The organism is Hominisplanchenecus murintestinalis (assembly GCF_943193015.1).
Lineage (GTDB): Bacteria > Bacillota > Clostridia > Lachnospirales > Lachnospiraceae > Hominisplanchenecus_A > Hominisplanchenecus_A murintestinalis.
On record NZ_CALPCM010000011.1, the window covers coordinates 54,356 to 67,636 of the forward strand.

The 13,281-nt window shown below is 47.9% G+C and carries 14 protein-coding genes; 1 reads left to right on the plus strand and 13 read right to left on the minus strand.

What is annotated here, in order from left to right; genetic code table 11:
• Positions 1–85: 85 nt before the first annotated feature.
• Entirely contained in the window at positions 86–1,228 is a 1,143-nt protein-coding gene (locus tag NFR99_RS06260; protein ID WP_251353239.1) for a sensor histidine kinase, read from the minus strand.
• Complete coding sequence (gene vanR / locus NFR99_RS06265) at positions 1,218–1,913, minus strand: VanR-ABDEGLN family response regulator transcription factor (RefSeq protein WP_135976862.1); 696 nt, start codon at positions 1,911–1,913, stop codon at positions 1,218–1,220. The genes NFR99_RS06260 and vanR overlap by 11 nt, the downstream gene beginning before the upstream one ends.
• 337 nt (positions 1,914–2,250) lie before the next feature.
• On the opposite strand from vanR, the gene NFR99_RS06270 reads away from it, so the two are divergent.
• On the plus strand, positions 2,251–2,607 hold the full coding sequence (locus NFR99_RS06270; RefSeq protein ID WP_135976863.1) for a helix-turn-helix transcriptional regulator: 357 nt from the start codon (positions 2,251–2,253) through the stop codon (positions 2,605–2,607).
• Between the two features lie 27 nt (positions 2,608–2,634).
• Here the strand turns inward: NFR99_RS06270 and NFR99_RS06275 are convergent, their stop codons facing one another.
• From NFR99_RS06275 to NFR99_RS06325, 11 genes are all read right to left on the minus strand, one after another.
• On the minus strand, positions 2,635–4,461 hold the full coding sequence (locus NFR99_RS06275) for a lysozyme family protein (RefSeq protein ID WP_217925344.1): 1,827 nt from the start codon (positions 4,459–4,461) through the stop codon (positions 2,635–2,637).
• Between the two features lie 38 nt (positions 4,462–4,499).
• Positions 4,500–5,279, minus strand: coding sequence for a class B sortase (gene srtB, locus NFR99_RS06280; RefSeq protein ID WP_135976869.1), 780 nt, complete (start codon positions 5,277–5,279; stop codon positions 4,500–4,502).
• A 138-nt stretch (positions 5,280–5,417) separates the two neighbouring features.
• Complete coding sequence (locus NFR99_RS06285; RefSeq protein WP_135976865.1) at positions 5,418–5,822, minus strand: DUF6075 family protein; 405 nt, start codon at positions 5,820–5,822, stop codon at positions 5,418–5,420.
• Entirely contained in the window at positions 5,810–6,514 is a 705-nt protein-coding gene (locus NFR99_RS06290) for a DNA-methyltransferase (protein ID WP_251353240.1), read from the minus strand. The genes NFR99_RS06285 and NFR99_RS06290 overlap by 13 nt, the downstream gene beginning before the upstream one ends.
• A 398-nt stretch (positions 6,515–6,912) precedes the next feature.
• Positions 6,913–9,246, minus strand: coding sequence for a VirB4-like conjugal transfer ATPase, CD1110 family (locus tag NFR99_RS06295; RefSeq protein WP_217925341.1), 2,334 nt, complete (start codon positions 9,244–9,246; stop codon positions 6,913–6,915).
• Positions 9,239–9,703: a PrgI family protein gene (locus tag NFR99_RS06300; RefSeq protein WP_217925340.1), complete on the minus strand. Its 465-nt coding sequence runs from the start codon at positions 9,701–9,703 to the stop codon at positions 9,239–9,241. Before NFR99_RS06300 ends, NFR99_RS06295 begins: the two co-directional genes overlap by 8 nt.
• Position 9,704: 1 nt before the next feature.
• Complete coding sequence (locus NFR99_RS06305) at positions 9,705–9,941, minus strand: hypothetical protein (RefSeq protein ID WP_135977097.1); 237 nt, start codon at positions 9,939–9,941, stop codon at positions 9,705–9,707.
• Between the two features lie 26 nt (positions 9,942–9,967).
• Positions 9,968–10,804 (minus strand): VirB6/TrbL-like conjugal transfer protein, CD1112 family, encoded by an 837-nt coding sequence (locus tag NFR99_RS06310; protein WP_016296645.1) that lies wholly within the window; start codon positions 10,802–10,804, stop codon positions 9,968–9,970.
• Positions 10,805–10,909: 105 nt separating this feature from the next.
• Positions 10,910–11,275, minus strand: a complete 366-nt coding sequence (locus tag NFR99_RS06315; protein ID WP_217925339.1) for a glutamyl-tRNA amidotransferase — start codon at positions 11,273–11,275, stop codon at positions 10,910–10,912.
• A gap of 14 nt (positions 11,276–11,289) precedes the next feature.
• Positions 11,290–13,083, minus strand: coding sequence for a VirD4-like conjugal transfer protein, CD1115 family (locus NFR99_RS06320; protein WP_135976788.1), 1,794 nt, complete (start codon positions 13,081–13,083; stop codon positions 11,290–11,292).
• On the minus strand, positions 13,070–13,267 hold the full coding sequence (locus NFR99_RS06325; protein WP_135976787.1) for a hypothetical protein: 198 nt from the start codon (positions 13,265–13,267) through the stop codon (positions 13,070–13,072). Before NFR99_RS06325 ends, NFR99_RS06320 begins: the two co-directional genes overlap by 14 nt.
• Positions 13,268–13,281 lie beyond the last annotated feature (14 nt).

Consider the following 13,281-nt stretch of genomic DNA (forward strand, 5'->3'; position numbering starts at 1 on the left):
TCATTCTACTGAACAGAAGCTATCCATACTTTAATATTCAATTTTCTAATTCCTAAGAAAATGCTAAGAGAGCCTATATATTTTACTAATGTGTTATAGGTAAAGAGATACGGAAAGTTGTTGATTCGTTTTCACTTTCGGCAGTAATTTTACCTCCATGCAGTGTTATGATTTCTTTTGCAATCGCCAGCCCCAATCCTGCACCTCCCGTATTCGTCGAACGTGCTTCATCCATACGGAAAAACTTCTCAAAAATAGAATTTAACTTACCTTCTGGAATTGTCTTTCCTTTATTGCAAAAATAAATCCAAACATCCGTATCTGTGCTTTCAGCCCATATTTTAATTATCGTATCTGGGTAACTGTAATAAATCGCATTTTTTAAAATGTTATTGAAAACTCTGGCTAACTTCATAGAATCCCCATAAACCGTTACTTCTTCATCAACACATACCTCTGTTTGATTACCATGAGCATTTAACAGCGGGTAAAATTCATCTGTCATTTGAACCAACATATGACAGAGGTTTATAGATTCTTTTTCCAAATCAATTTGTTGCAGATTATATCTTGTTATATCAAAAAATTCGTTGATAAGCTTTTCTAAACGAAGTGCTTTGCTTAATGCAATATTTACATATTTTGTTTTTTGTTCTATCGGCATATCCTGTGCTTCATCCAATAATGCTAAATATCCGATAACAGAGGTAAGCGGTGTCTTTAAATCATGTGCAAGGTAAGCAATCAAATCATTTTTTCTGCTTGCTTCTTCCTTTAACATTTGTTCATGCCGCTGCATCGTGGATTTTATTTCGGACATCTGGGCTGAAATTTCGGCATACTCTTTTGGAAAAATATCTATATTTCCTTTTTCTTCTATCATAAAGTCATGCAGCATCACCGAAGTCGCAGTGATGGATTTTCTCACTTCTGCCTTTGCATGTAAATTTGCAACCGCAAAAGTAATTGCAATGCAGATAAGTACGATTATAATCAGAACTGTCAAGATAAATACTTTCAGCTCCGACCACAAAGGCTCTGTAACAAGAATATCTTTTCCCACATCAGCAGAATAAACCTCATGCGTATTCATGTACTTAGCCGTGAACCAATCCACAAAAAAGCCGTTCCAAACCTTATCTACCAGATAATACAATCCAAAACAAGCAGCAATGCCGAGGATACAAGTGCCAATTAGTGTAGTTGTCTTTGAAATCTTAATTTTCAATTTTGTATCCACACCCCCAGACTGTTTTTATATATTGTGGTTCTTCAAATGAATCTCCCATTTTCTCACGAAGATGCCGAATATGAACAGTAATGGTGTTATTGCTTTTACTGAAATATTCATCCCCCCATATTTGATGAAAAAGTTCCTCCGAACTGACTACATTTCCTTTCTGCTGACACAAAATCCGTAATATAGAAAACTCCGTAGGCGTTAATGAAAGAGGCTTTTCATTTAAAGTACACTCATGCGTTTTCACATTTAGAACTAAACCAGAATGAATCAAAATATCTTCCTCTGGCTCATTTCCCACATTGTATTTTTTATATCTTCTTAGTTGGGCTTTCACACGAGCGACCAATTCTAAAGGCAAAAACGGTTTCGTAATATAATCGTCTGCCCCTAATGTTAATCCCGTTATTTTATCAATTTCCTCTCCCTTTGCCGTGAGCATTATCACTGGATAGCGATATTTCTCCCTTATCTTTTTGCATATTTGGAAACCGTTCATATCAGGCAGCATAACGTCCAAAATTGCCAAATCAAGGGTTTCACTTTCAATACAAGCCATTGCATCTTTGGCATTATAAAATTTATATACAGTAAAATTCTCATTTTCAAGATAAAGGGAAACAAGGTCTGCTATTTCCTGTTCATCATCTACAATCAGTATTTTATTCTCCATATCAGTCCATTCCTTTCCTTTTGTTTTATTTTACTAAATTGCACATAAGCAATCCTGCACTTTCCAATAAGAAATTGTTAAGATTTTCCTAATCGCCGTATAGATTCAAGGTATCTCTGTAATTTCCGTATCATATTTTGATTGCGATTATTATTATATACGCTATAAAGAATAATAACAACTCTATGCAAGGGGATAAAAAAGAGGGGATAGTTCTTTCACTTCTATACATAGGAAATCATATATCCTATATGTAGAAATGTCACCTCGTTTCATAAGAACTTTGATTTCCGTAAAATATCTGTATGAACTTTTACGAAAAATGAGGTGATACTTTATGAATGAAGTACCAGAAACTTTTGACTTTATGCCTTTTGGAGAAGCAATCAAGGATGCCCGTGAAAAAAATGGTCTGACAAGAGAGGAATTAGCCGAACAGCTTGACATTACGCCAAGATACCTCCAGTCTATCGAAAAAGAGGGACAGCAGCCAAGATTTATGCTATTCATCCAACTTATCACAATGTTTGACATCTCGGCTGACCAATACATATTTTCCGATAAACACATACAAAAATCTTCACTCCGCCGACAGTTGGACTCACTCTTTGACACATTCGATGATTCAGAGCTGACAATCATAGCAGGGACGGCGCAGGGGATATGTAAGGCAAAAGAGCAGCCAGAGGATTGACCTCTGGTTTCCTTTTACCTTGTTCAACTAATAGTTTGGACATCCGTAGCCGTATATTGAGCCGCTCCCGACTGGATAGCTCTGCTGTTTGCAGGCATCCCCAGAGTTGCCCTCCACGGTGTAGACCGTCCCATTCTCGCATTTCTCTACGATTCCCACATGGTCGATTGAGCCGTCGCTCCCCCAATCAAAGAAAATGAGGTCGCCTGCCTGCGGCTCATAGTTCTTATCCTGCCATTGCCCTTTGCCCTTGAACCAGTTCACACCGTCCGAGCAGAGGGAAAATTTCGGGATGATGCCGCTTTCCAGATAGCCGCACTGGTCGGCACACCACGATGCGAAGCAGGCGCACCATTCCACACGCCCGCCAAAACCGTACCAGCTCCAATAAGGCTGACCGCCCTCGTTGCCGAGCTGCGTCAATGCAACCTCCACAATGGCTTGGTTTCCTCCGCTTGTAAACGCCCTCCCGTATGGGTAGTAGCGTAATACATGGGCGGGGTACTGTGTGTCGCCGTACTTCTCCCAACCGAGCCGCTGTGCCTGCATTGCGGAAAACTCCACCGCATTTGCATAGGAATAGCCGCCGTAGTTGCTCTTTGCCCATGAGATATACCCGTTCCCAAAGTTGTAGCCCTGCAAGGCGAGCTTGATGCGCTCCATGTCAATCGGGTTCTCCACCTCGGCTGAAACAAGGGCTGCTTTTAATTCCTGCACGCCGCACTCGATGGAATATTCGGGGTCTTTGATTCCGTTCGGCTCATGGGGGTATCTCTTGTTAAAGCTCCCCTCCGCCGCCTGCATCGGGTCAAGTCCACGTCCACCGCTTTCCTGCATCATCACCGCCTTGATAAGCTCCACATATTCGGGGATGCCGTACTGCTTCGCATACTTTTGTATCAGCGGCGTGTAGGCTTCCACTTCCGCACTGACAGGGGTATAGGAAGTGCTGTCGCTGCCGCCCCCGAACAGGGAAACGGCGCACCCAAGCAGGACGACGATAATGATTATCACAATGGCAATCCAGCCGCCCGCGATAAGGGCAGAAATCAACGCTTTTGTCCCCGCTATGATTGCCTTGACCGCCGCAATGGTAGCCTTGACCGTGGCTTTCGTCGCTTCGGCTGTCGCCTTTGCAGTGGCTTTTGCCGTCTGCGCCGCTTTCTGGGCGGCTTTGGCAGATGCTTTCGCCGTTTTCTGCGCCGCCTTTGCAGTCTGCGACCTGGTCTTAATCGCTGTCTTGGATGTCGCCTTTGCAGTTTTCACGCCTTTTTCCGTCGCCTTGACCGTCCCTTTTGCTGTGGTCTTGACGGACTTTTCCGCATTTCTGGCGGTTGTCTTTATCGTCCGCTTTCCCTGTTGTCTGGTCTTTATTAGTGAGTTTGCCGCCGTCTGGGGCGTTTCGGTCTTGACAGGAGTAGAATGAGTAGCAGAAACAGCGGGACGGCTTGCAGTCCCTTGAACCTCCTGCAAGCCGTCCTGTCCCATTGTACGCATGGCGTTTTGTCCTGCCTTATTCCGCATTGTTTTCTGCTCTGCGGCTTTCTTCGCCCGCTTTGCCTTAAAGTCGGCGATTTTATCCTTTACTTTACCGATATTCTCTCTTGTGGCTTCGGCGTTTTTCTGCCCCTGCTTATTGAATTGGTGGATGCCCTCGTCCTTGATACATCCCGAAGCATGGGAAACCTTGTCGGCGGCATATTCCGTGGGGGAATTTTCCTCTGCATAATATCCCTGCTTCGCCTTGTCCTTTGTCTTAGCGTAAGCGGATTTCATTCGACTGCCTGCTATGGCGGCTTTGTCTAAAGTTTTAATCGTACCTTTGACCGCATCTCTGGTCTTTATATCAGCCATAAAATCCGACCTCCTTTCCCAGAAGATTTGCGGTCATGTCAGTCTGCTTTTTTCGCCACCACGGCAAGCCTGCCGTTCTGTGCGGAGTATTCGCAGGTGGACAGGGTAATGAGCTTATCCCCATATTCAGCGGTCACGCCCGTATCATACAAGGCAAGTTCCTTACACTTCCCGACAAAGGCATTAAATTCTTTTTCATTCTCCGCATTGACAAAATCATAGTAGCGGTAGCCCTCCGAGCTGTACGCCACGGTCTTAAAAACAGCAATAATTTCATACTCTGCCTGCTCCGTGAGGGTGTCAAACTGGATATTCCTGTGTTTCTCATAAAAGCTCTTGGATTTATAATCTTCCAACGCCCCGAACATCCTGCCGCCTTTGATGTGGTGTCCGTAGATAACCAGATTATCACTTGCCGCAAGGTCGCAGTCCTCTTGGATATACGGCACTCCCAAATCGCTGTATTCCTTTTCAAAGCTGTGCTTCAGATAGAAATTCGGGCTGTTCCTGCTCTGCATGACGGGGTAGTTGATGCTTGTTCCGTCTATGGCAATCCACCCGACCATATCCTCATTCTGCAAATACAGTTCCTTGTACTTTGCAAGAATATCCTCTCCCTCGCTGACGGGCGTATCCTTATCTCTGGGCAGTTCTTCCTCTGGCTCGGCGTTCTCCACGACCTTTGCAATCTCCGCAAAGGCTTCCGTCTGCTCGTCTATCTGCTGGTAATGGCTATAAATCTTAAAGCCACAAAAAACCGCTGCTCCTAAAAAGGTAACAGCGGCGGTAATACAGAGAATACATTTATAGTTTTTCAGATTCATAAAATATTCCTTTCTTTATTCTGTCCTGCTTTCTGGGCATAATGGTATGCCCGCAGGGTGTTTCTTTGTTCTTGCCCTGCTTTTGGGCATAGAGGTATGCCCGCAGGGTATTTCCTTTTTTCTTGTTTTCAGCTACCGTGTATGCTCTGCCTGCTTCTTGGGCGTTGGTAAATCCCTGCAATATTCGGGATACCGTGCCTTGATGCCCTCCATGAAATACGGGGCGAACTCGCAGCAGAACAATTCCTCTGGCGTGAATAGTTTCTCACGCCCCTCCTCGGCGTAACCGTTCCAGAGGTTAAAGGCAAGGTGGCAGACTTTGACCGTGCCGCTCGTCTGCCAGCCTGCGTGCATCCCCTCTGGCTTGATGCAGTCCGTCTTAAAATCGAACATGGCGTTGATGTTCTGCCTTGTTTCCCCCGCAATCCCCATCACATAGAAAAACGCCCTGTGATAGCAGTCGTTGACCTTACACTTTATCATGCTTTCCAGAAAAAAATCACGGTGGGCTGCGTTGCGAAACCTTATCTCCGACATAAAAATCCTCCTTTCTCCTGTGCCGATACGCTGCAAGCCGTTTCTTTTTGCAGCCGTGGCAGAATGATATTCTCCACATAAACTTCATTGATTTCAGAAGCGATAAAGTCACGCCCGTTTTTGATGCACTGGACTACCTCGCTCCCAGAGCCTGCAAAGGGGATTACCACTAAATCGCCCGCCCTGCTGCTTGCAAGCAGCATCCGTTCCGCCAGCTTCTCTGGCTTCTGCGTGGGATGCCCCGTCGCTTCTTTATAATTGGGCATAATCCTCGGAAACTCCCATACGTTCCCGCAGGATTTCCCCTTTGGGTTTTTCCGCTTGTCTTTTTCGCCGCCCTCATCATACGGGATGCGGACGGCATCAATGTTTATTTCATGCAAGGGGTTACTGTAAAACCACAAGAACTCCGCTTCATTCCGATAGGTCGCTTTCGCAGGTCGCCCCGTCCTGTAATTCCAGACAATCAGATTCCGCTTTATCCAGTCAAACTTGTCTAAAACGTGGGTAGAGAGTTTGTCTATCATCTGGCAGCTCCCCCAACAGTAAAACGCACCCGTAGGCTTCAAAATCCTATGGCATTCCCCCGCCCACGCCAGACACCATTCCAGATATTCCGAAACTGTCTGGAACACAAAATCAAAGTCCCCTTTCATGCGGTAATACGGCGGGTCGGCAATCACTACATCCACGCTTCTGTCTGGAAGTTCCCGCAGCACTTCCAGACAGTCGGCAGGATAAACACAATTCCTTTCCTGTTTCTTGACAATAATAAGTCATACTCCTTTCTCCATTTTGACAATAGATAGTTATACAAACACTGGATTTGCAAATAAAAATGCCATCGCATGGAACATTCCACGCAACAGCAATACCTCCACCGACAACAAAAAACACTCTTACAACCAATCCATTCAGCGACTTCACACCAGTATAACTTTTTATTGTAAATACCAGTGCGCCAGTATGAATAATTATTGTAAAATTCACACATGAGCCGCTATTATGGATATTTATTGTAAAATATAGCTTTCTATTGTCAGAGTATAACTATTTATTGTAAGTCAACATTTCCAAAATTGCCATCCTTTTAGCACTCCCCAAATTTAGTCGTCATCAGCTTATACAGCTTTGTATTGCGTGGGAATTTATTGACGAAAGGCACAAGGGAGCTGCCGACTTTCAATAATCCCTGCCCCGCACCGACATTCGTGATATAGCTCATCTGAAGGTCGGAAATGTTAAGGAGCTTCGCAAGCTCGATTCTGTCCGTGGACGCTTGGTTCAGCATGATAATGAACTCGCTGTTGGCAAGCATCGTCCTCGCCGTATGGCTCTGCAAGAGGTCGTCCACGTTCTGCGTGATTCCTGTGCAGTACGCCCCATACTTACGCACACGCTTCCAGAGGGTAAAAAGGAAGTTTGCCGAGTATTCGTGCTGAAAGAGCAGGTAAATCTCGTCAATGAAAATAAAGGTGTTCCTGCCTTTCGCCCTGTTCTGGGTGATGCGGTTTAAAATGCTGTCGAGGACGACGAGCATACCAATAGGCTGTAACTGCTTGCCCAAATCCAGAATGTCGTAGCAGATAAGGCGGCTGTGGGTATCCACGTTCGTATGCTTGGCAAAGGTGTTGAGTGAGCCGTCCGTGAAAAGCTCAATCGCAAGGGCGATTTCCTGCGCTTCTGGCTCATCCTGCTTTAACAGCTCCTCACGGAAGTCCTGCAAGGTCGGCGGCGTACCCATATAGTTGCCCTGCTGGTAGTAGCGGTAAACGCTTGCCGTGCAGCGGTCGATGATGGATTTCTGCTTTGCCCCCAGACTTGCCCCGCCGATAAGTTGCTCGCACAAAGACAAAATAAACTCTGATTTCAAGATGACGGGGTTCGCTCCGTCGCCGTAATCAGAGTTCATGTCCATTGCGTTGATGTGGTTGTCGCTCGTCGCTGAGATGTGGATAACCTCGCCCTGCATGGCTTTCACAAGAGGGGCGTACTCTCGTTCGGGGTCTATGACCAAGACATCGGCGTTAGGGTCGGTCAGAATAATGTTTGTCATTTCCTCCTTTGCCGTAAAGGATTTTCCCGCACCCGACACGCCGAGGATAAAGGAATTGCCGTTCAAAAGATGGCGGCGGTTGGCGATTATCATGTTCTTTGAAATGACGTTCTGCCCGTAATACACGCCGTCCTTATGGTAGATTTCCTGCACACGGAAAGGGATAAACACCGCAAGGCTTTCCGTCGTCAGCGTCCTCAACGCATCAATCTTCCTCACGCCGAACGGCAGGGCTGTGTTCAGCCCGTCCATCTGCTGGTACTTCAGCACGGCAAACTGGCAGAGATGCTTCCTTGCCGTCGTGAGCAGGGCTTCCGTGTCGTTGTCAAGCTGCTCTTTGGTTTCTGCGGTATGCACCATCGTAAGCACCGCAAACATCATCCTCTGGTCACGGGTCGTCAAATCATCAAGGAACTCCTTGCTTTCCTTTCTCTGCTGCTCCAAGTCGTAGGGGATGACGGCGGAAAAATTGTTGTTCTGGTTCTGCTTCCTCTGCCAGTTCGTGATGTTGGTTTCCACGCCAAGCAGACGGTTTTCTACTTCTCTCACGGCTTCATCCGTCGGGACAGGCACAACGTCCACGGAGAGCATCATGTTACGGTTTAATTCACAAAGCTCCGCCACCATGCTGTCCTTGATATAGGCTGCGTACTCTCTGAGGAATATCACACGCCCGTACCGATTCCCCATCTTAAAATAATCTTTCTCAAACTCAAAGGAGTCGGGGCAGATATAGTCCTTGAAGTCGTGTCCTTTCCGCATGGTCTGCACCATGTCAAAGGAGAACGCCGTTTCCTCGCCCGTGCGGTAAAAATCATGGAAGATACGCAGCTTGTCGTTAGCGTCCAGTTCCGTACACTTCGAGCCTAAACGGTTAAAATGCCCGATAAGGTCAGCACCGACACGGGCAAAATAATTCCTCGCTTCCTCAATGTTCTTCTTGCAGACGGAAACCGTCACATATTTATCCTGCACGGTGGAGTTTGCCCCCGTTGCTTTATCGAGCAGCATCTTGTTATACTCTTTGCGGTATTTATCCAAATCGTCCTCCGCCATCGGGATTAAGATGGTCTGCTCAAAGTCCGCTTTATTGAGCCTGCGATTGTTTATCGTGATTTTCGTGGTCGCCCCGCTATCGAGGGCGTTAAGAAGCTCCGAGTATTCGAGGAACATCGCTTCCTTGTCCTCACGGCTTGCCACGGCGTAGTTGATGTCCTCAAACTTAAATGTCTTTGCGTATTTGTTCCTGCCCACGAGGAAAATGCCGTCCTCCCACATGGTCTTTAACGGGATGACCGCCTGCACCGACTTCGGCACGATGAATTTCTCCCTGTCCTGCTTGAACAGCGTTTTCAGCGTCTTAATCATAATCTACCTCCTTGCGCTTTCTTGATTTCTTGGGCTGCTTTCGCCCGTCTGTCTTTGTTCTTTTTTTCCTGCGTTTCCCCTTTTTCCGTTTCTTATCCTGCACGGCGGGCAAGCCTTTCTCATGTGCGTCCAGTGCCTGCTTCATCGCATCGTAATATAAATTCTCTGGGACAAATAAAATCTTCTTCGGCATCAGAAACTGCGACTTTATCCATGCCCACACAAACTGCTCGGCGGTCATGCCGTTGTACCTCACAAATCCCATGACCGCAAAAGGGGAAGCCCCCAAGATGCACATCCAGCTTACTGTTTCCGTCCCGAACCTGCCACGGAGCAGGAAGAACAAGCCGACCGCCACGCCGCAGGCAAGCACGGAAAACAGGAACTGCCGCATCGACAGCCCGAAGAACATGGATTCCGTGTAGTTGCGGATTTCCTTATTTATCTTGACTTCCATATCAGCACCGCCCCTCTCGGACGTCTCCCGTCGAAATAAAGAGGATGCTGCGTTTCGGGATATATGCAAACCCAGAAATGGCATCCCCGATTTCAAATATCTCGTTATCGTCCGCTTTTCCAAATTTTCCGACCAGCCCTTTTTCAGCAGGCAGGTCATAGGCTTCGGAAGCCTCAATGACTTCTCCATTTAACAGATGGATATTATAATTCTGGCAATACTTCGTTTCTTTTTTCATTTCAATTTTCCTTTCCTGTGGGGTAATTACAAGCCCATCATTTCCCTTACCACACGGTCTGCCATCTTGACCGCACCGACAAGGACGAGCATATTGAACACCAATTCCCCGATATAGCCCCATACCATCGTGACCGCCGCCGCATCGGGGTTGACTGCGGGCGGGGACGCCGCAAACACCGAGAAGATGATGCAGGCAAGCACGATGATTGCCCCCTCAAGGCACACGGCGGAGTAGCTCTTGATGAAACTCTTTCCCACGCTCTGGCTCGGCTCTCCCGCAAACGAGGACAGCGGCACGGGGGCGATGGCGGTGTAAAGATACAACTTAAAAAATCTGCCGTACACCGACATTATCATAATGAATGACAGCACCGTGATGAACAGCCCGCCTATCAGCGTGACCGCCCATAAGGGGATGCTCTCGAAAAAGCCGCAGTCCTCCACGGCTGTCACTATCTCCTGTGGTAGAACCGTTTTCTGCGCCGAGCCGAAGCCTGCGGCTTTCATAATGGCGGAAATCACGCCCTGCACAATTTTGAACAGAGCCATCATCAGCTCCAAGCCGTAAGTGACCGCACCTTTCGCAAGGGCAAAGCGGATGAACAGCTTCAAGGCGTGTTCGGGCTTCTTCACGCTTGCGAAGTCGCCGCAGGTACGCATCACGCCGACGACAAAGAACAGCACGAGCAGGGCAAGCCCTATCGCCTGCAACGCCCCGTGGATGTCAACGATGACTTTCCATATCGCACCGCCCTTAAAGGTTTCGGGGGATTGGGTGATGAGCTGCCATATCTCGGCTAACTTTTCATTCCATGTGTCAAGGGCGTTCTCCAAGTTCTGGACTACCCAGTTGTCTGACATTCGACCACCTCCGTTCTTAAAATTTGATAGCGGGGCAAGTTCCGCAGAGCGGATCTGCCCCGTTATCCTGTCTTGTGTCAGTCTGTTATTTCAGTCTGTTTTGGATTAGCCCGTGATGAGGGTTAAAATCTCTTTCGCAAAGGTAATCACAACGCCGCCCGCCAGTGTGAGGAAGCCGTTCGCCCTCTGGGACGGGTCGTGGGATTTCAGCGACAAGCCGACCTGCACGATGCCGAAGCCGAGCATAATCATCCCGACCGCCCGTATCAGACCGAAGATGAAATTGGAGAGGTTGTTGACAACGGCAATCGGGTCATTGGCGGCAAAGGCGGTCATGGACGTTCCAAGCATCAAAGCCGCAGCCAGTACCGCCACGCAGTAGCAGCGGAAACCTCTTTTTACCTTGCCTGTCATCGGCAGTTTCTGGGTTGCTTTGTTCTGGTTGTTCTCGTTTTTCTGAAAAAGTTTCATAGGGTAAATCCTCCTTATAAATTGAATATTTCTTCCAAGTCCTCATCGGACAGAAGCTCATAGGAAGTGCTGACAGGATTAAGCGCAACAGCGTCTTTTGGAATATCCCCGCCAAACACAAAGGTTGCGACCGCCTGCGTCGGCTCGCCGTGGATATACGGCGGCTTCCCACCGTCGGCGGTCAGTTTCACGTTCGGGTGTTTCAAGATGTCGTACTTCAAATCCATGACGGGGCGTTCCCCACGCACAAAAAGAAGTGCGTAGCGGTTGTCAAGCATACGCACCTCGTCTGGGGTTAAAAGCTCACGCCCCGAAATCTGGTAGTTGGTGGAATAGTTGCCGCTCCGCCCAGAGCTTTTCCCATAGGTGTTGGTGTCGATGGTCGCCTTGCCTAACAGCTCCGACACAAACTTGTGGGTACTCTGCTCATTGCCGCCGAGATAGAGGAACTCGTCGGCGTTCCCGACGATGCTTTCCCATTGTTTCTCAAACAGGGCTTTGAGCTGCGCCAAATTCTGTAAAATGATGCTGACCGACACGCCCCTTGAACGCATGACTGACAGTATCTTGTCAAAGTCATCTGGCAAACTGACGTTCGCAAATTCATCCATAATGAACTGACAGTGGACGGGCAGGCTCCCGCCGTACTTGTGGTCGGCGAGGTAAAATAGCTGTTGGAATAGCTGCGTGTATAAAAGTGACACCAAAAAATTAAAACTGGTGTCGTTGTCTGGTATCAGTGCGAACAGTGCGACTTTCTTCTCGCCCAAAGACGGTAAATCCAATTCGTCCGTGGCAGTCAAAGATGCAAGGCTTTCCAGATTGAACTTCTCAAGCCTTGCGGCAAGGGTTATCTGGATGCTCTTTAGTGTCTTTGCCGAACCAGAATGGTAATCTCTGTAATACTTCAAAGCGATATGCTCTGGGTTTACCATCTCCAAGCGGTCAAACAGCTCGTCAAGCGGGCTTACATAGCCGTCGTCATCCTCCCTTACCTCACCCGCCCTTAAAAGCTCCATCACCATCGGGAAATTCTGCTCGTCTGGCGGGGCTTCGTATTTCAGATAGAATACGAGGGATAAAAGCAGCATACTCGCCGCCGTGTCCCAGAACGGGTCTTGCGACTGGCTTCCTTTCGGCGTGGTCGCCTTAAATAAATTTGTTACCAACCGCTGCACGTCGTTGCCGTTTCTTAGATAGACAAACGGGTTGTAGCAGTGGCTCTTGTGCATGTTGATTAAATCAAGCACACGCACCTCATAGCCTTTCTTTTCCAAAAGCCCGCCCGTGTCACGGACAATCTCGCCTTTCGGGTCTAAGATTACCATTGACGTGTTGCACTGCATGACGTTGGGCTTACAAAAAAATCTGGTCTTTCCTGCGCCAGAGCCGCCCACCACGAGGATATTTAAGTTCCTGCGGTGTTTCTTCCCGTCAAGCCCGATGCGGACGCTCTGGGTCAGCAGCTTGTTCTCCGATGCGTTTTTATCTCGGTATTTTTTATTAAGCGTACCTGCATTGCCCCATTTTGCAGAGCCGTGTTCCTCCCCCTTGCGGTAGTTCCTGCGTGTGGAGAAATAAACGCCGATTCCCATGCCGTAGGCAAGCAGGAAAATAAGGACAGTCCTTACGCTGTCCCCGCATACCGTTATGGAAAACGGGTTCTCGATTGCCACGGATAAATTCTGCATTATCTCCACGATGCCGCCGCTGACATAAGGGGCAGTCAGCAGTGCAAGCCACACGACAGGGACAATCCCGCATAAAGAAAGGATTAAGCCCGCCTTGTAATCATCACCGTTCTTCATGGCACTTGCATGGGGCGACCTTTACTTTCCTGGTCGGGGCGAATGCCACCCTGCTTATCAGCTCGTCAACAGGCTCGGTGGGGCGTTCCTCCTGTATCTGCTGCGTCCGCAGGGTGTTGAGGGCGTTGAGGACGATGTTCTTATCGTATTTGTCCAATGCCAGATGGTATCGTTCTTCTTTCATGGGCTGCACCTCCG